The organism is Gilliamella sp. wkB171 (genome assembly GCF_001693755.1).
Lineage (GTDB): Bacteria > Pseudomonadota > Gammaproteobacteria > Enterobacterales > Orbaceae > Gilliamella > Gilliamella apicola_F.
Genome location: NZ_LYST01000051.1, coordinates 37,226 through 56,091, shown reverse-complemented (window position 1 = coordinate 56,091; position 18,866 = coordinate 37,226). Strand labels below are relative to the sequence as shown.

Annotated in this window: 19 protein-coding genes, 1 tRNA gene and 1 pseudogene; 10 read left to right on the top strand and 11 right to left on the bottom strand. The window is 34.6% G+C overall.

All coding sequences use genetic code 11. The features are described from left to right. The first annotated feature begins 733 nt into the window (after nucleotides 1-733). A complete protein-coding gene (locus tag A9G03_RS12905) occupies nucleotides 734-1,027 on the top strand; it encodes a hypothetical protein (RefSeq protein ID WP_442903118.1) in 294 nt (97 codons plus the stop codon). 389 nt (nucleotides 1,028-1,416) lie between these two features. On the opposite strand, the gene A9G03_RS10335 is transcribed toward A9G03_RS12905, so the two are convergent. Continuing rightward, nucleotides 1,417-1,749: a DMT family transporter gene (locus A9G03_RS10335; RefSeq protein WP_065634991.1), complete on the bottom strand. Its 333-nt coding sequence runs from the start codon at nucleotides 1,747-1,749 to the stop codon at nucleotides 1,417-1,419. Between the two features lie 545 nt (nucleotides 1,750-2,294). On the opposite strand from A9G03_RS10335, the gene A9G03_RS10330 reads away from it, so the two are divergent. Beyond that, nucleotides 2,295-2,483 (top strand): hypothetical protein, encoded by a 189-nt coding sequence (locus A9G03_RS10330; RefSeq protein ID WP_065799163.1) that lies wholly within the window; start codon nucleotides 2,295-2,297, stop codon nucleotides 2,481-2,483. Between the two features lie 168 nt (nucleotides 2,484-2,651). Here A9G03_RS10330 and A9G03_RS10325 read toward each other — a convergent pair whose 3' ends face one another. Then, nucleotides 2,652-2,993 carry a hypothetical protein gene (locus A9G03_RS10325; RefSeq protein WP_065799162.1) on the bottom strand — a complete coding sequence of 114 codons (342 nt, stop codon included), beginning with the start codon at nucleotides 2,991-2,993 and terminating at the stop codon, nucleotides 2,652-2,654. Nucleotides 2,994-3,070: 77 nt separating this feature from the next. Between A9G03_RS10325 and A9G03_RS10320 the strand changes: the two genes are divergently transcribed. The 4 genes from A9G03_RS10320 (at nucleotide 3,071) to A9G03_RS10305 (ending at nucleotide 5,079) form a co-directional block, all read left to right on the top strand. Beyond that, nucleotides 3,071-3,301, top strand: a complete 231-nt coding sequence (locus A9G03_RS10320; protein ID WP_065799161.1) for a hypothetical protein — start codon at nucleotides 3,071-3,073, stop codon at nucleotides 3,299-3,301. 135 nt (nucleotides 3,302-3,436) lie between these two features. Further along, nucleotides 3,437-4,183 (top strand): phage recombination protein Bet, encoded by a 747-nt coding sequence (gene bet, locus A9G03_RS12775; protein ID WP_065799160.1) that lies wholly within the window; start codon nucleotides 3,437-3,439, stop codon nucleotides 4,181-4,183. Further along, nucleotides 4,164-4,802 (top strand): lambda exonuclease family protein, encoded by a 639-nt coding sequence (locus A9G03_RS10310; protein ID WP_065799159.1) that lies wholly within the window; start codon nucleotides 4,164-4,166, stop codon nucleotides 4,800-4,802. Before bet ends, A9G03_RS10310 begins: the two co-directional genes overlap by 20 nt. Next, entirely contained in the window at nucleotides 4,792-5,079 is a 288-nt protein-coding gene (locus A9G03_RS10305; RefSeq protein WP_143425849.1) for a single-stranded DNA-binding protein, read from the top strand. The genes A9G03_RS10310 and A9G03_RS10305 overlap by 11 nt, the downstream gene beginning before the upstream one ends. A 135-nt stretch (nucleotides 5,080-5,214) precedes the next feature. On the opposite strand, the gene A9G03_RS10300 is transcribed toward A9G03_RS10305, so the two are convergent. Next, nucleotides 5,215-5,895, bottom strand: coding sequence for a DUF4145 domain-containing protein (locus tag A9G03_RS10300; protein WP_065799158.1), 681 nt, complete (start codon nucleotides 5,893-5,895; stop codon nucleotides 5,215-5,217). Here A9G03_RS10300 and A9G03_RS10295 point away from each other — a divergent pair. The 3 genes and pseudogenes from A9G03_RS10295 to A9G03_RS12900 all read left to right on the top strand — a co-directional run bounded on the left by A9G03_RS10295 (nucleotide 5,894) and on the right by A9G03_RS12900 (nucleotide 8,021). Beyond that, nucleotides 5,894-6,076 (top strand): hypothetical protein, encoded by a 183-nt coding sequence (locus A9G03_RS10295; protein ID WP_065799157.1) that lies wholly within the window; start codon nucleotides 5,894-5,896, stop codon nucleotides 6,074-6,076. The genes A9G03_RS10300 and A9G03_RS10295 overlap by 2 nt on opposite strands. A 709-nt stretch (nucleotides 6,077-6,785) precedes the next feature. Then, nucleotides 6,786-6,971: a Lar family restriction alleviation protein gene (locus tag A9G03_RS10285; RefSeq protein ID WP_065799155.1), complete on the top strand. Its 186-nt coding sequence runs from the start codon at nucleotides 6,786-6,788 to the stop codon at nucleotides 6,969-6,971. 16 nt (nucleotides 6,972-6,987) lie between these two features. Next, nucleotides 6,988-8,021, top strand: a pseudogene (locus A9G03_RS12900) (site-specific integrase). Nucleotides 8,022-8,045: 24 nt separating this feature from the next. Here the strand turns inward: A9G03_RS12900 and A9G03_RS10275 are convergent. Beyond that, nucleotides 8,046-8,121, bottom strand: a tRNA-Lys gene (locus tag A9G03_RS10275). Between the two features lie 238 nt (nucleotides 8,122-8,359). Between A9G03_RS10275 and A9G03_RS10270 the strand changes: the two genes are divergently transcribed. Beyond that, nucleotides 8,360-9,031 (top strand): OmpW/AlkL family protein, encoded by a 672-nt coding sequence (locus A9G03_RS10270; RefSeq protein WP_065634990.1) that lies wholly within the window; start codon nucleotides 8,360-8,362, stop codon nucleotides 9,029-9,031. A 51-nt stretch (nucleotides 9,032-9,082) separates the two neighbouring features. Here A9G03_RS10270 and A9G03_RS10265 read toward each other — a convergent pair whose 3' ends face one another. The 7 genes from A9G03_RS10265 to A9G03_RS10235 form a co-directional block, all read right to left on the bottom strand. Then, nucleotides 9,083-11,941 carry a valine--tRNA ligase gene (locus tag A9G03_RS10265; RefSeq protein WP_065799154.1) on the bottom strand — a complete coding sequence of 953 codons (2,859 nt, stop codon included), beginning with the start codon at nucleotides 11,939-11,941 and terminating at the stop codon, nucleotides 9,083-9,085. Between the two features lie 203 nt (nucleotides 11,942-12,144). After that, complete coding sequence (gene panC / locus A9G03_RS10260) at nucleotides 12,145-12,993, bottom strand: pantoate--beta-alanine ligase (RefSeq protein ID WP_065799153.1); 849 nt, start codon at nucleotides 12,991-12,993, stop codon at nucleotides 12,145-12,147. 6 nt (nucleotides 12,994-12,999) lie between these two features. Next, nucleotides 13,000-13,854: a 3-methyl-2-oxobutanoate hydroxymethyltransferase gene (panB, locus tag A9G03_RS10255; protein WP_065799152.1), complete on the bottom strand. Its 855-nt coding sequence runs from the start codon at nucleotides 13,852-13,854 to the stop codon at nucleotides 13,000-13,002. Beyond that, the gene (locus A9G03_RS10250; RefSeq protein ID WP_065799151.1) at nucleotides 13,851-14,693 is read right to left on the bottom strand and encodes a Rossmann-like and DUF2520 domain-containing protein; all 843 of its coding nucleotides are present in this window, start codon (nucleotides 14,691-14,693) and stop codon (nucleotides 13,851-13,853) included. The genes panB and A9G03_RS10250 overlap by 4 nt, the downstream gene beginning before the upstream one ends. Before the next feature lie 293 nt (nucleotides 14,694-14,986). Then, the gene (locus tag A9G03_RS10245; RefSeq protein WP_065799150.1) at nucleotides 14,987-16,525 is read right to left on the bottom strand and encodes a hypothetical protein; all 1,539 of its coding nucleotides are present in this window, start codon (nucleotides 16,523-16,525) and stop codon (nucleotides 14,987-14,989) included. Between the two features lie 340 nt (nucleotides 16,526-16,865). Beyond that, a complete protein-coding gene (locus A9G03_RS10240) occupies nucleotides 16,866-17,321 on the bottom strand; it encodes a DNA polymerase III subunit chi (RefSeq protein WP_065799149.1) in 456 nt (151 codons plus the stop codon). Between the two features lie 12 nt (nucleotides 17,322-17,333). Then, nucleotides 17,334-18,815, bottom strand: coding sequence for a leucyl aminopeptidase (locus A9G03_RS10235; protein ID WP_065799148.1), 1,482 nt, complete (start codon nucleotides 18,813-18,815; stop codon nucleotides 17,334-17,336). Nucleotides 18,816-18,866: the final 51 nt, after the last annotated feature.

Here is an 18,866-nt window from a genome sequence, read left to right as displayed (position 1 = left end):
ATATTTATACGCTTATCTTAATAATAATTACTCAACAACACAAAAACAGATACTCATGAATTTGTGTCTTAACATATGCAATGATTTATTATCTGAAAATCCTAACCAAAGCAATCCTATATTTCATCAATTATTGAAGGTACTCTATAGCCATTATCAACAACATTGTCAGCTCATTGAGTATTGGGCGGCAACGAATCATCCATTAGATAATTGCTTTGCTTTAACCCAAAAAATAAGAGAATTACAACAAACATATCTTATTAATGCTAAAGAGTGGCTTGCGTTAAATCAGGCAGAACAAGATCTGTTAACCGCTAAGAACAATTTTCGGCAATGTCCAGATTTTTTAGTGCAGCTTCAAATCGCCCTGAATTTATCATCGCAACAAGTTGTCGCATTAAGATTAATCGGTGAGGATAAATTAAAGGATGAGCAGCTAAGCCATTTACTACCAAGCATTATTGCTATCGCCTTAGATAATAAGAATGATAACTGTATTTTTGCACAAGACATTTTAATAAAGCTGAAAAGCAATCCCTATATTAATCAGCGAATAATCAATCTATTAAATGATTATATTGATGATCATGATCAAATTATCTACCGCAAAATGGTACCGCTATTGGCTATTCTAGATTATCCAGATTTAACCAATCGGTTAATCAATTGCTGTAAAACGAGTAATAAAACTGAAATTGTTCAAATTTATAATGAATTTACCAAACAGATAATCAAGCAATCTATTCCCCTATCCGACAATGAATTAAACCTAATTCAAAACCGATGTGATAGTGCGACACCTGGTCCATGGCAATCGTACGTCGAAGATCGTGATCATAGTAGTGGTAGCAATTTTATTATGACGGGGAGTAAACACCAGCGTGGTGAGGATATTGAACTAATTGGTGCTACAAATAACGATCAAGACTTTATCGCCAATGCAAGGCAAGATATACCTAAGTTAATTAACGAAATCAAACGATTAAAGAAATTTATTGCCCAAAATATGCAGCCTAAAAAATGAAATTAGGTTAAATCACTATGCCTTCGCTAGCTTAACCCGAAAACGTTTTTTAAAAGAAAAATAATGGGCAAAGATATTTTATTTAAAAAAGCACTTAACCCTATGAATCATGACAACTTGCAACTAAATAGCCATTTAGATACGTTAATCTTTATGATGCAAGACAATTTGTACAAGATATTAAGTATAAATATCATTGAAATAACTATTTTCAGAATGGAAAATCAGTGATTTTATAAAAGGTAACAAAATAGAATATTTCGTGATTTTTATCAAAGATCTCATTAAACCAGAATAAAACTTGTCATCGAATCTAATTACATCGTTTTATCCTTAGATAATCGATAAATTTTGCCGGTGACTCAGTGGTAACCAGCAACTTTTTACCATCAATGTGCAGCAACTTTTGAAAAAAGATTAATAATGACCACACCAAACATAATAAATCCCATACCAATTAAAGCGGCAAGATCTAATGTTTGTTTCATAAATATCCAAGCAATTAGACTAATAAATACAATTCCAATTCCCGACCAAATCGCATAAGCAATACCAACCGGAATGGTTTTTAAGGCCAATGAAAGAACATAAAACGAAGCACTATAACCAATAATGGTAATTATTGAATACAATAAATGCGTAAAGCCGTTAGAAAGTTTTAACGAAGAAGTTGCAATCACTTCACAAATAATCGCAATAAAAAGTAATAGATATGAATTCATATTATGACTCATAAGTTGGTTGAAATAAAAAATGAAGACTCACCAAAAATCTTAGTGTAAAAATGATCAATAAAAACTCAATAATCACACAATTCAGGAAAAAATAGAATAAATGCTGTGGTATGAGGGGATCAGAAAAGAGCTATAAAAAATACCTATTAAACATATAATGTTTATCATCCACTCAACACATCGATATAATATATCACTCCTCAATAATAAAGTAAAAAGTTAAAAGAAAAAGGATTACTTTTTTCATTATGCGAAAACTTCAGTAATAAATTAAATAAAAATTTAATATTTTTAGATAATTATTGTTGACCTTTAATATAGGTTAACCTACAACAACAAACATCAAGTAACGACTTGATAAAGCAACCCCTCAGCTTTCTATAAGGGCTTAAGGAGAAGAAAATGAAATATTTAATCATGTTTCTTCTACTACTTTTAAGTTTTCCGGCTTTTTAAGTAGTGTCAATGTAGAGGGAAAGCCCCGCCAATGACCTTAAATATAACAATTGGTAATTAATTAATCAAGGTAATTGATGGCTAAATCAATAACGGAAATTCAAGCAAAAAGCGATATGAAGCGAGGAGTTAACGTTAAAGGCTTCAAACTTCATGTTGACGATATAGCATTAATTGAACAAGTGAGTACAGACTTAAATATTCCACAGTCTCAACTTATTATTGATTCTGTTAAGTTTTATCTTGAAAACAAAAAAGCTTCTTAATTGAGGCTTTCTCTTAAATTCAATAAGTTGACCATCTACCATTTTTTCACATTCTGCCTCACTTAATTTTTTATAAGTAAAACGCGTCCAGACTGTGGCGGTAAACAATCAAACTAAATACCTTTCAATGAGAGTTATATAGTTTGATAAAGTATTAGCTTTTTAGAGTTACAGAAATATATAACTAACTATATAAATAATTGTCAAAAGCCCAAAAATTGAATCAATAAAATTTAAAATTGAAATAATAAATGCTATAACAGCCCAAAAAGTAATTTTTTTATTTCGTAAAATGAAAAAAATACCTGATGTAACCATAACTGAAATTATAAATTTAATCACAATAACAGAGGCTAAAGTAATTATTGTTGCTCTTAATGACTGTATCCCATATTGGCTAATTACTTCTGAAATAATCGTTGATGGTAATACGCAACCTAGAATAAGAAATCCCCAAAAAGTTATAGCTAAGCTTAATTCTCCCTTAGCTAATCTCTTAAATATATTCATATAAATTTCTCTTGTGTAAATAAACTAACACTATACAACCAAATACATTATTCACAAACTTATTTACGAGTGATTTTATGAATACTGACAACTCGGAAAGACGAGTACATCGCTACATCCTATTTGCCCTCCTAGCGAGGGCTTTTTTCGAGGTGATTATGCAGTTAAATAAATTGGTTGAGAATAGTTACGAAAGCGCATACCGCAAAATGATAAAAGATACTGAAATGCAAGATGCTCAAGAGGAGTGGATAGATAAACGTGCTGATGAGCTAATGGGAAATTTTAATAATGAAAATGACTGGTAAATCATCGAACTGCTCAAAATCAAACTGGAAAGAAAAGTATTGATGCTGATATATATAACCAATTTATCGTTGATATCTGCTACTCACAAGCAAAAACCGAATATAAAGAAAAATTCAATGAATGGAGATTTTAGAATGAGCGGAAACAAACTAACGGAATTGACTTTAACATTATCCAAAAAGTTAGAGCTAGGAAGCCCCGAAGGGCTTCTTGATGTACTAAAAAATACTGCATTTAAAAGTAATGCTAATGATGATCAATTAACCGCCCTTTTAATTGTAGCCAATCAGTATTCATTAAATCCGTGGACTAAAGAAATTTATGCATTCCCTGATTCAGGTAACGGTATAGTGCCAATTGTTGGCGTTGATGGATGGGCAAGAATTATTAATCAAAATCCACAATTTGATGGTATGGACTTTTACCAAGATGATGAAAAATGCACATGCAAGATTTATCGAAAAGATAGAAGCCACCCTATCTCAGTGACCGAATGGATGAACGAATGTAAAAGAGATAGCGCTCAACCATGGAAACCTCATCCAAAGCGTATGCTAAGGCATAAAGCAATGATTCAATGTGCAAGGCTTGTTTTTGGTTTTGCAGGAATTTACGATCAAGATGAAGCCGAACGAATTATTGAAGGTTCAGCTACTGAAGTAAATACTGGTAAACAATCAGGTGATAGACGTCCTGAGCTAATTAAGCTATGCGAAGATGAAGCTAAAAAAGGATTAGAAGCTTTTGGCGCTTATTGGATGTCACTTAGCCAAGAAGATAGAAAAATCATTGGTAATGATGAAAAAGAACGAATCAAAGCATCATGCCCAGTTGAAGCAGAATTTAAAGAGGTAAATCAAGATGGCAACCCTTTTAAATGAAGTTGAACAACGTAGCGATGAATGGTTCATGATAAGACTAGGAAAAGTTACCGCTAGTCGAATTAGTGACGTAATGGTGAAAACTAAAAGTGGTTATTCAGCTTCTCACCAAAATTACATGGCTCAACTAATTTGTGAGCGATTAACTGAAACGCCTGCCGAATCATACACTAATACAGCCATGCATCGTGGCACCAAATTGGAGCCAACAGCCAGAGAGCTATATGTATTGAACCAATTTGATGTAACCGTTACGGAAGTGGGATTTATTCCCCACCCCACAATCGAAAATGCTGGTGTTAGCCCTGACGGATTAGTAAATGACGACTGGCTAATCGAAATAAAATGCCCTAACACATGGACACATTTAGAATTCATTCAGTCACTAAAACCAAAACGAGAATACATATTACAAATGCAATGGCGAATGATGTGTACGGATCGAAAATGGTGTGATTTTGTGAGTTATGACGATAGATTACCCGACAATTTAAGTTACAAATGTGTCCGCATTAATTATTACGAAAATTTAGCTCAAGAAATCGAAATGGAAGTTATTAAATTTCTGCAAGAGCTTGATGACCAAATTAAACAACTGGAGCAAGAAAATGGCAATTAATAGTATTAACGTATCTGGCAATGTAGGAAAAGATTGTGAATTACGTGTAACGCAGAATGGCAAGAATATAGCGAGTTTTAGTATAGCTGTAACACAAGGATACGGTGAACACGAAAAAACAAGTTGGCTTACTTGTCGCGTATTTGGGAAGACGGCAGAAGGATTACAACCGTATATAAAAAAAGGTGATCTGGTAACTGTTAATGGTGAATATGTTACTGAAGAATGGGAAAAAGACGGAGTTAAACGGTCAAGCCCTACAATTATAGTAAATTAAGTTCAATTACAACGAAAAGGCAACAATCAGCAATAGCAACAACCTGCCCCAGTTAAACGGCCAACACAACCCCAGACCGAAGATTTTATAGACGACGGAATACAATTCTAGTTGTAATCGGCTTGTATTGTTTAGTTAATTATTTTCATTCGGAGATTCCCGTTTGATTTCAACCATCTTTGGCAAAGTAAAAGCATACATTAAGAACATTTCAGTGAAATCTAATAATTGTCTTGCTTCTTCCTCACTAAAATCATCATAATCATGGATAGCTGAGTTACCATCAAGCCTTATTATGTCAGCCCAATCTGATAACTGTTTTGTTATAACACCTTTTTCTAAAAGTTGTTTAATTCGACCATTGAGTTGCCCTTTATGCTCTGGTAATAATTCTTTGGTTGCTAAATCAATAACTCTACGAGAAGTCATACCTGATTGGTTAAAATAATTTCTCTGAAAAAGTTCTTTAGCTTCCCTCAAATTTTTAGAAACAATTTCAGATAAATATTCTGGGATTGTTTGCTCTTCTGGTACTGGATATATAAATAAAGCTCGGCCAACCCAACCACGTGGACCTTCTAATAAACTATCGCGTATCTTTAAAGAAGAGTTTCTATTATTTTCAGCTACATCCCAATAATAAGCGGAAGCTTTATCATCCACCTCAATGATGATGGAATGTTCACAACTTTTACATGTAAAAACTAAAGAAATTAAATTAGTGTTAATAGGCTTAACAAATAACCCACAATCTTCCATTGTCGCATTTTCTCTTAAGCAATGCGGACAAGTAAATTCAGTTAAGGAAATAGTCATGGAAAATTTAACTCCATATTTAAATAAGATTGAAACAATTCTAAGCAATCATCAACACCCAGAATTAGACTTGTTTCAATTATATAATTCATGTAATAAAGAGCAACAACTATCACTTGTTGCCTCAATGATTGGTAAATTGATAGAGCAAAATAAAAAACTTAAACATAATATAATTTAATCCCCAATATCTGTTAATAACTCGTTTGATATCCACCCTATCCTATTAATTTTAAATCAAATAACACAATGATTATTTATTACGCATACGGAGTAATTTTAGTAAAAATTAATGAATTAGCTTTTTATAAGAAAAAAAGTTCAATTAGATAATTTAAGTGTCGGGGATATCTTTTTATTCAAAGGGAGCGTATTTATGAAAATGACAAGTTTTTCATTTCCGACCATGCTTGATTTGAAAAACAATCAATTAGTCTCTTGGAATACAGGTCACGTAGTGGTTAACCCCCTAAAAGTTCAAATCTTCCTCGACAAATAACTCCCCTTTTTTAATTAACTCAATTCTCACGCTGATTATTTAGTGTGCGATTACTATTATCTAAATAACTATTGGTAACAATATGTCAGACAAAATAACGTTTGTTGTATATGCGCGGATTGGCTCATTAAGAAATGAAGGAAAAATCGAAATTAACAAAGCTGAATATGAAGTAGTAAAAGATAAGGACGCATACCAGCAAGAACTAATTAATGCTTGTCTCCCGAGCCTCGTAGATAGCGGAATATATATAGAAGATGAATAAATTATGGTTATCTTGTTTATAAAAGTGAACAGGACTATCAAACACCTTGCGCTGATTACGATTCATTTCAAACAATGAAAGAAGTTAAGGCTCATATCAGTAAAGCACTATCCAAAGGAAATAAACATGACTAAACAATTAAAACCCTGCCCGTTTTGTGCTAGCACAAATTTATTTATTGATGATGTTGATTATAGATTTAATAAGATTGTTCCAGAGGAACAACGAGGCATTTACAATGCTGTCGTTTGTTATAAATGTAACGCAAGAGGCAGTGAAAAAGATTCTGAAAATAAAGCAATACAAGTTTGAAACTCAAGGATTAATTATGGGAAATCGTAAAGCAGTAACAATCAGCGTAACTCCAGATGGCGGAAGAATTAGGTAATCTACTGGCAGGACAGACAAAAGGCTAGCGTTAAAGTATCATGACAGGCTAAAAGCTGAATTATGGGATACTGTGAAATTAAATAAAAAACCGCAACGGCTATTTGAAGAAGTGGTTATTTTATTTTTAAAAGATGGTAAAGAGCAAAAAAGCTTTAGTGTGAAACAAGCGCGAGCTGAATACTTTTTATCAAAATTTTCAGGTCGTGAACTTTCATTTATAACTGGTGAGGAAATACTAAAATCATTGCCAGTTATAGTTGAAAAAACGTGTAAAAAAGTTTCTAACGCAACAATAAACAGATATCGAGCTGATATTATGCGGATGTTCTCTTTAGCATATAAGTTAGATTGGATCGATTCTGTGCCGTTTGTTCAAGAGTTAAAGAGCCTAAAGTTAGAGTAAGATGGATAACAAAAGAAAAGGCAGCTCTTCTAATTCAGAACCTGCGTTTGCAATGGATGAAAGATGTTTGTTTTTTTGCATTATCCACAGGTGCACGAATGAGTGAGATATTTACGCTAACATGGAATAACGTTGATCTAGTTAATCGTGTAGCTACTGTAACAAATGACAATGCCAAATCGGGTAAAGCGAGAGCTTTGTTGTTAAATCACGATGCGATTGAATTAATACGAAAATTGAGATTTAAAAACAATTGCGAGTTTGTTTTTACAAGATCAACTCAAAAACGTGTTTATGATATTGATCGTCGTGACTTTAGTGATGCATGTGAATTATCAGGTATTGAAAATTTTCATTTTCATGATTTGAGGCATACTTGGGCCAGCTGGCATGTTCAAGCGGGTACACCACTCTATACGTTAAAAAATCTTGGCGGATGGGAAACGTTAGAAATGGTGAATAAATACGCCCACTTGAATGCTGATCACATGTTAGAGTTTGCAAACAATGTCACATTTACGTCACAAAGCACAATTGACTTTTTCGGCACAGAATCAAAAACTGCTTAAAACCGTTAAAAATCATATTGTTAATGGTGGGTTGTGAGGGGATCGAACCCGCGACCAATTGATTAAGAGTCAACTGCTCTACCGACTGAGCTAACAACCCACGAAAGAATGCGAGCTATTGTATATAAACTTAATAAACAATGCAAATTATGATTGGCATTTTTTTAAAATGTGAACCAAATTGCAGAATTATCAAATTTATTATGATATTTTTTTAATATTAAAAGAGTTATACTAATAAAATAATTTTAGACATAAAATCTGAAAAACATTAATTAAAATTCCATTTTTTTGCATATTTATAAATTATGGATTAGAAGTAAAACGAGGAGGCAAAAATGAAAATATCTTCTATTGCAATGCTCATGTCAATGGGTTTAGCAAGTTCTATGGCTTATGCACATCATGCAAATGAAATCATCGTCCGTGGTGGTCCTGTTTACGTTCACCCAAAGGATTCAAGTGATCATGTTAAAGTAGGCGGAGCCAAAAGTGATTTAAAGGCTAAGGCAGATAAGGACACACAGCTTGGTTTAAACTTTCAATATATGGTGACTGATAATCTTGGTATTGAACTACTCGCTGCAACCCCATTTAGTCATCGTGTAAAACTTGGAGGGGGTAACTCTACTGGTTTAGCGGGTGCTCATCTGGGTAAAATTAAGCACTTACCGCCAACATTAAGTGCTGTATTTTACCCACTTGATTCAAGTTATGATTTCCAACCTTATGTAGGATTAGGCGTTAACTATACTTTCTTCTTTGACGAAAAACTGAGTGGTGATGCTAAAAATGCAGGTTTTCATGGTTTAGATTTGGATAGCTCTTGGGGATTAGCTGCGCAAGTTGGTGCTGATTATAACATTACTGAAAATTGGCTTATAAATGCTCAATTACGTTATATCGATATTGAAACTAAAGCTAAAACTCATTTAGGTGATACCAAAGTAACGGCCAATTATAAACTTGATCCATGGGTTGCTATGATTGGTGTTGGTTATAAGTTCTAATATTGTTAGGTCGATAAAAAACTCTCGTTGTCACGAGAGTTTTTTTACAAACTAAAGACTTTTAATTACTAAATACTGCTCTTGCAGTTTTGCTTTATCAGCAACATAGCCTTGTTGTTTCTCTTTCTCTTTAGCTACTACCGCGGCAGGTGCCTTATCAACAAAACTAGCGTTAGAAAGTTTGTTGTCGATACGTGCAATTTCCCCCTCAATACGAGCGATTTCTTTTTCAAGACGAGCTAGTTCATCATCTTTATTAATTAGTCCAGCCATTGGAATTAATAGTTCTGCACCATCAACTAATTTAGTCACTGATAATGGCCCTACTTCACCTTCATCTAGCAAAACAATTTCGGATAATCTTGCTAAAGACTCAATAAATGTGACATTGTCACCAATGATGCGATGCACTGTCGGTGATGCTTTTCTGATCAATAATTGTAACGATTTGCTTGGTGCGATATTCATTTCAGCACGAATATTACGAACAGCAATAACAGCATCTTTAATCCAATTGATATCAGCTACCGCTTCATTATCGACTAATTTGCTATCAAAGGCTGGCATTGGTTGTAACATGATGGTATCAGCGTTGATGGCCATTAATGGTTTGACACTTTGCCAAATAGCTTCAGTTATAAATGGAATGATTGGATGAGCCAAACGCAAGAGTGCTTCAAGGATCGTCACTAACGTATGACGAGCTGCTCGTTGCTCTGATTGCTCACCATTTGCCAATACTGATTTAGTCAACTCTAAATACCAGTCACAGAACTGATTCCAAGTAAATTCATATAAGATATTAGCCGCTAAATCGAAGCGGTAAGTATCGAATGCTTCGCGGTAAGTTTTCACCGTTTGATTAAATTCCGATAAGATCCATTTATCCGCTAATGAATACTCTAAATCACCACCTTTGAATCCACAATCGTGATCTTGAGTGTTCATTAATACATAACGGCTAGCATTCCATAGTTTATTGCAGAAATTACGATAACCTTCTAAACGTTTGAGATCCCAATTGATATCACGACCAGTTGACGCCAGTGCGGCTAAAGTAAAACGTAGCGCATCAGTACCGTGGGCTTCAATACCATTAGGGAACTGTTTTTCAGTACGTTTGGCAATTTTTTCAGCAAGTTGCGGTTGCATCATGTTACCAGTACGTTTTTCTAATAAATCGGCAAGTGATATTCCATCAATCATATCTAAAGGATCAATAACATTCCCTTTAGATTTTGACATTTTTTGCCCTTCTTCATCACGAATCAAGCCAGTTACATAAACGGTTTTGAAAGGTACTTGAGGTTTGCCATCTTCATCTTTGATGAAATGCATCGTCATCATAATCATTCTTGCAACCCAGAAGAAGATGATATCAAAACCAGTAACAAGAACATTAGTTGGATGGAAAGTCGCTAAATCATCGGTCTTTTCTGGCCAACCTAAGGTTGAAAATGTCCAAAGTGCTGATGAGAACCAAGTATCAAGCACATCATCATCTTGTGATAATTCGATATCAGCAGATAGATCGTTTTCACGACGAACTTCAGCTTCATCACGACCAACATAGACATTACCTTGATTATCATACCAAGCCGGAATTCGGTGTCCCCACCATAATTGTCGCGAAATACACCAATCTTGAATGTCATTCATCCATGAAAAATACATATTTTCATACTGTTTAGGTACAAATTGAATATCGCCATTTTTTACAGCTGCTATCGCTGGTTCAGCTAAGACTTTAGCGCGAACATACCATTGATCGGTTAACATTGGTTCAATGACCACGCCACCACGATCGCCGTAAGGAATGGTAAGATCATGTGGTTCAATTTTTTCTAAAATACCTTGAGCTTCACACGCAGCAACAACAGCTTTACGTGCAGCAAAGCGTTCTAAATTTTGGAATTGTGTCGGAATCTCAGTTGAGTAAGCGGTGCTTGGCTCGCCGTTAGTATCAAATACTTCTGCTTGTGTGCGAATATCACCATCAAAGGTAAAGATATTTATCATCGGTAATTGATGGCGACGCCCTACTTCATAGTCATTAAAGTCATGAGCTGGCGTGATTTTTACACAACCGGTACCTTTTGTCATATCCGCATGTTCATCGCCAACAATAGGAATACGTCGATTGACAAAAGGTAATATAACAAATTTACCAATGAGATCTTTATAACGAGGATCTTCTGGATTAACCGCCACACCAGTATCACCAAATAGTGTTTCCGGACGAGTGGTTGCGACAACGAGGTAATCTTTACCATCTGCCGTTTTCGCATCATCCGCTAATGGGTAGCGCAGATGCCACATTGAACCTTTAACTTCACGATTTTCAACTTCAAGATCTGAAATTGCCGTACGTAATTTTGGGTCCCAATTCACTAAGCGTTTACCGCGATAAATTAGATCTTCTTGATAAAGTCTTACAAACACTTCTTTAACTGCATTAGAAAGGCCTTCATCCATCGTAAAACGTTCACGATCCCAATCAACAGAATCCCCTAAACGTCTCATCTGCTTAGTAATACTTCCACCTGATTCAGCTTTCCATTGCCAAATTTTTTCGATAAAGGCATCTCGACCATAATCATGACGAGTTTTATTTTCTTCAGCGGCAATTTTACGTTCTACCACCATTTGAGTAGCAATACCAGCATGGTCAGTTCCTGATTGCCAAAGTGTGTTATTTCCTTGCATACGGTGATAGCGAATTAATGCATCCATAATGGTCTGTTGGAATGCATGTCCCATATGCAAACTACCGGTTACGTTTGGTGGTGGAATAGCAATGCAATAGCTAGGCTGAGATTTGTCACCATTGGGCTTAAAGTAACCACTTTTTTCCCAATGTTGATAGATAGGTTGTTCGATTTCTTGTGGATTATAAGTCGTATTTTTCATAATAAAGGCATCAATCCTAATTCAAGGCATAAAAATGGCTATTATTCTACAGTAAAATGACATAACAATAAATTAGCAAAGCAGTAAAGTCGATGATTTAATTCGCTGTTATCACGCCTTAATATAAAATATTTATATTTACTGATAAAACAAAAAAACCGTTTTAGATATAAAACGGTTTTGATAAAAGATATAAAAAAGCTTTAGTGGAAATGATAAATAAAATTATCGATCAATCGAGTTTTGCCAACATATACCGCTAATGCACACAGAGTATCTTGTGTTAACTGCGATACGGGTTTTAAAGAACAAAGATCGACAAATTCAATATAATCAATTTTAGCAAGTGACTGTTGTTCAATAAGTAATTGCATCGCGCTATGAATTGTCGCTACTGATCTTTCTCCTTTAGCGATCATAGTATTAGCAAGTTCTATCGATTGATAAAGACAAACGGCTGCTTTGCGCTCATTGTCAGATAAATAGCTATTTCGTGAACTTTTGGCTAAACCATCTGTTTCACGTACAATCGGACATCCAATAATTTCAATATCAAAATTTAAATCCCTTACCATCTGTTTAATAACAGCTAATTGCTGCGCATCTTTTTGTCCAAAATAAGCTCGATCGGGACAAGTGATATTGAATAATTTGCTCACAACGGTGCAAACACCTTTAAAGTGACCTGGCCGCTTTTCGCCACAAAGCGCATCAGTTAAACCATTTACATCAACATAGCTATTAAAACAAGGGGTGTACATTTCTTCGGCAGTGGGGGCGAAGATTAAATCAACGCCCATTTGTTCACAAGCGATTTTATCGCGCTCAAGATCACGTGGATAACTAGCTAAGTCCTCTTTAGGGCCAAACTGCATGGGATTAACAAATATAGTGACAATCACTCTTTGATTATCTTTTTTAGCGCTAGCCATTAAACTCTGATGACCTTCATGTAAATATCCCATCGTAGGCACAAGACCTATGGTTTCACCCGCTAAGTGCCAAGCTTTAACCTGATGGCGAACATCAGCAATTGAGGTAACGACTTTCATGTGCTTTTATCCTTTATTACTGATTAAAAATTCATATTTAAGTTTAGCCATGATTTCGCTATCTATAGCAAATTCATGAATTGAATCAGGAAATTGCTGCCGTTTAACCTCTTGGCAATAATCTGCAAATGCCTGTTTCATTTGCTCACCAATAGGTGCAAAGGATTTAACAAACTTTGATGATACGCCATCATACATAGACAACATATCTTGGTACACTAATACTTGCCCATCACAGTTATGACCGGCGCCAATCCCTATTGTTGGAATATTGACTAAATCAGAAATAAGCGCTGCTAAATCAGCAGGCACACACTCTAATAAAATTGCTGCCGCACCTGCTTGTTCAACAGCTAACGCATCAAGAATAATATTTTTGGCAGCATGATAATCTTTACCTTGCACTTTATATCCACCTAATGCAAGTACAGATTGAGGCATTAAGCCGATGTGTGCAATAACCGGTATAGAAGCTTGCGCTATCATTTTGATATGTTCACAAAAAGCCTGCCCACCTTCAAGTTTAACGGCTTGAGCATTGCCTTCTTGAATCAATCGACCAGCATTATATACCGCATCATAAACAGAAGCATGGTAAGACATGAACGGTAAATCGGTTACAACTAATGCCGTTTTAGCCGCTCTAGCAACAGCTTTTGAATGATGAATCATATCCTCCATAGTAACCGAGACAGTGCTGTCATATCCTAGCATAACCATACCTAAGGAGTCTCCAACTAACAAACAATCAACACCACTTTCATCCATCAGTTTAGCGGTGGTATAATCGTAAGCTGTCAACATGGTAATTTTTTGCTTATTTTGTTTATGTTTTTGTAAAGTAAGAATAGTATTTTTCAAGGTAACAGCTCCAATTCTAATTGTCGATAGTCCTTATATGGATGTTTTTGTCGACTAATGTTAAGCAAAATAGTCGATAATTGTTGATAAATTGGTTTGAGCTCATCTGGCATTGCCATCATATGTTGCTTAATGGTTTCAATATCGTTACGCTCCACAGGTCCAGTTAATGCCTCTATGACACCTGCTTTACAAATGTTGTTGGCATTACCAAGAAATAGCGGATGCCAAGCTTGTTCACTAAACTCTTTATCTAATCCACATTGATTAAGTAAATCTACACCTATTTGTACCAGAGCTAGCACTTGATTACTTAGCATGACACAAGCAGCATGATATAGTGGTTTTTTATTTGCTGAAAGAATTGCTAAGCGATTAGGTAATAGCGCTAAAAAACGTTGTAATTGGTCGATAATAGCTTTATTTGCTTCGAGCGTAAAAGAGACGTCCGACATAGCATTATAGCAATCGAACTTATCATAAATAGCGTATAAAGGGTGTAATGAAAAAGCGAATGGATGCACAACTTTATTTTGCTGAAATATGTGTGATGTCAATAAACCACTACAATGACCAATCCACTTATTGGTAATAGGTAATTGACATAATTCATGCCAGACAGAAGCAATTTGACCATCAGCTACTGTCACCAATAAACAATCGCAACTATTCACTAAATCAGCTAAAGATGAATAGGCATAAGATTGAGTAAAATCACTAGCTTGTTTGGCGTGTTCATAAGTTCGGCTATAAAAGCCTGCAACTTGCAAACCAGATAAACTAAAATATTTCGCTAGTGTGCACCCAACTTTACCTGCTCCAATAAAACCAATAATCATATAAATACATCAATTTTAAAATGATCTGCATTATAACTGAATCGCCTTAATATTCAATGCGATTGATATAATCGACTCTAATAAAATTTCAATCACTATCTATTTGAATGATATGGCATTGAGTTGCTAGTTATTCTTTGATATTTTGTCAAATAAAACCACTAATTTAGGTTATTTTTTAAGCGAAAAAAATTGGCAAACCTAATATCATAAAACGATATTAGGTTTGCCATTATAACTTTATAAATAGAGCCTTTATTTTAAGCTAATTATACAATTTAAATAAAAAATAATTACGGCGTGACGCATCCTGTTAAATAATTAGGCTCTTCATCACCTCGATTACCTATAACGCCATTTCTTGCATCCACAACATAATGATTTTGATCACTTCTTAAATCCGATGTCCAATAATAAGCACCTCCAAAATAGGGATCATGATAATTATCCCAATCACTACCAACATAATAATCATTCGTTACACTTCCCCATTCAGAAAATAATCCACCCATCCACTGTCCACTACTATTTCGGTAACTAATTAATCGTCGATCTACTTCTTTCACACCCGGTACGCCATTATTCCAATTAATATTATTACCACTTCCATCGGTTACTCGATTCGAATTGGTCAAATCCAAAACCCCTGGTAATCGGTAACCTCCATTTAATGAGTTACATCTATTTTCTGAATTCAAATAACCCCCTGAAGCACCAGGAATACCAATATACCAGCGCGATATCGTAAAGGTATAAAAAACGATAGATTTATCTCTATTCGCATATAATCTAAATGTGGAAGGTGTAAATACGCCACCATTACTCGATAAAGATGGACCTTTCAGGGTTACACGCAATAAACCGCCATAATTACTCAAACTTAAACTCACACCACTACCAGACACTTGTCCAACGCTACTCCCATTGATATTTATTAGTTCATCAGCAGATAATCCAGCAACTTTCAAATCAAAAAATAAATTATTTGATCCCGTTGTTGGAAAGTTATTTTGTGGATTGTTAGGATCATAAGAATAAAATCCTTTTCCATACTTCCAATTATCTCCAACATCTTCTTCGCTCGCTAAATTGGGTTTTGCATAGCAAAATTTTGCAAGTGAATCAACGTTCGGATAAAGATAATAACTTTTACTTCCACCTTGAAACATACTAGTATTTGGTATGCCATATTGTGTTGATATAAACCCAACTACGGGTGTAGATAGCGTCAACTGGTAAGGTGCATTACAGCCTTCTAATTCACTATTGAAATTACTTTTTACAAAATCAGTTATGTTATTTCCCTCATAATCATACCAATTTAACGCTATATTCCCAGTAACCGCTGGTTGACCATCACCATCTCTGTCCCCCCAGTAATTCGATGCAGTAATAATCTGTGTTAATGACTGTTGTGGATAACTTGAGTTTTCATTAGGAGGTGAAACAAACGTTTTAATATCAGAAAACTTTGCTTTACCTGTAACAAGCTGAATAGGATTTGATGAGGTTGAAACATCATTATCAGGCGCGACTTTTGTGCCATCGGGCAATATTATTCTTAAAAGAGGGGTAATATGAGTATCTTTGGTTAAGCCGTTGAATGATATATAAGGGGCATTACCTTTAATTGCATTAACCGATTGTGCTGACAAAGCCGAAGTGTGATTGATAAAAGTAAATAGACTTAAAAATAATAATAGATTTTTATTTTTTAAAAAGTTGCCAAGTATTGATGAATTATTGGCTGGCTGGCTGGCTGGCTGGCTGGCTGGCTGGCTGGCTGGCTGGCTGGCTGGCTGGCTGGCTTCTAATCCATTATATTTTAACATATTAGCATATCCTTTTCTATTTTATTTACTTTTTTTTTATTAATTTTTAATTAAGATTAATAATCTGCTAAAGTATAAATAACTGCAGATGGCTGAGCAACAAGAAATCTGAGATATTTGTTAAGATTTGTTAACTTCAATCATTATCAATCTTCACCAAAATAACGGAGAGTAAACAAAATAAAAAGATAATAAACATCTGTCATTTTCTTATATAAAATGACAGAATAACAAATAGATGATAGTAAAAAAGTATTAAATTTTCATCAATACAAAACGCGAATTAGTGATGTTAATTACCCAATTTTTTATATAGTTTAACGAGTTAACTCAGTATTTTTTATTCACATAACACAGGGATAGTTTTCAAATTAAACCCCGCATCTTTATAAGATTTGTATCTTTCTCGGGCGAGCGATTTTAATCGCTCATCAACCGGAACAAAATCTATAATATTATGGTAAACAGCAGAAAAATCAGGAAATTGCTCTTGCAAGTTAATTAAGATTTGTCGATTACCATTACTGCGCTTTTGCGGCCAACAAATTTCAACAGGTGATCCGCCTTTCATGCCTTCACCTGCTAAATTATGGGGTACAAAATTATCTGTATCTAATTGCCAAAGATACTCATCAATTCTCTCTGCTTGCATCTGATCATGACAAGTTACAAGTATACGTTGATTGTTTTGATATGCTTCAACAATTTTTTCACAAGCAAGTTTTTCATGATATAAAATACCTGATTGATCTGCTTGTGTCTGGTTTTGTAAAAGATAGAAAATGACTTTTTTCATAATAAAATGAATTTACTGAGCCATTAAATATTCAACTAACATCGCCACCGGTCGACCAGTCGCACCTTTACTCGCGCCAGATTTCCAAGCGGTTCCTGCTATATCTAAATGCGCCCATTGATATTTTTCAGTGAATCGAGACAAAAAACATGCAGCAGTAATCGTCCCACCATCGCGACCAGCAGCATTCACAATATCAGCACACGTTGATTTAATTTGATCTTGGAAATTATCATCAATTGGCAACGCCCAAGCTTTATCATCAGCGTTATTTGATGCAGTAACTAATTGAGCAACTAATTGTTCATTATTACCCATCACGCCAGTATAATGATGGCCTAAAGCAATAATACAAGCCCCAGTTAATGTTGCAATATCGATAACAGCTTTAGGTTGATATTTTTCGACATAGGTTAATACATCGCATAACACCAAACGACCTTCTGCATCGGTATTAATCACTTCAACAGTGATACCAGACATAGTGGTTAAAATGTCCCCTGGACGGTAAGCATTACCATCTGGCATATTTTCACAACCCGCCATTACACCAACTACATTAATAGGTAGTGCTAACTCGGCTACGGCTTGCATAACCCCATAAACAGTTGCTGCACCACACATGTCGTATTTCATTTCGTCCATACCGGCAGCGGGTTTAATTGAAATGCCACCTGAATCAAATGTTAATCCTTTACCAACTAAAACATAAGGTTGAGCACTTTTATCTTTAGCACCGTTGTATTCAATAACGGTCATAATTGATTCGTTCTCTGAACCGCGACCTACCGCTAAATAAGCATTCATATTTAATTTAGCTAACTCTTTTTCACCTAGGCACGACACTTTTAAAGATGTATGCTTTTTACCCAATTTTTTACCTTGTTCAGCTAAATATTGGGCATTGCATACATTAGATGGCATATTAGCAATCGTTTTAGTTGCATTAACCGCTTCTGCAATAATTTGACCTTGCACTAAATAATTTGTAATAGATTTAAGCTGTTTTTTATCACTAAACAATAATGTTATTTTATTTAAATTTGGTAATGGGGATTTTTTCGATTTAAATTGATCAAAATTATAAGTTATATCGTTAATAATTTGGGGTAATTGCTTAACAATATCGTGATTAATTGCTGAACAAATCGTTAATAAATCCCAGCTAATATTTTTAACTTTCTTTTCAATTAATGTTGTAATAACAGCTTTTATAATAGTTTTAGCTCGGGTTAAATCAAACTCTTTCAATTTACCACAACCAACAAATAATAATTTTTGTTTTAAATTATTTGAACCAGAATATAAAAATGCCGTTCTACCCAGTTCACCGCTAATATCTTCTGATTTAATTAATTGATGAATAAAACCATTAGTAGCGTCATCGACTTCTTTCAATATTGCAGACTTAGTTTTGTCGGCATTAACGGCAATAACTAAACATTCTGATTTTTGATCTGTGATAGTAAGGCTATTTTTAATTAAAATTTCCATAAGGTTTCTCTTTTATTATATTCGTTGTGATTACTAATATTTTATCGGTTC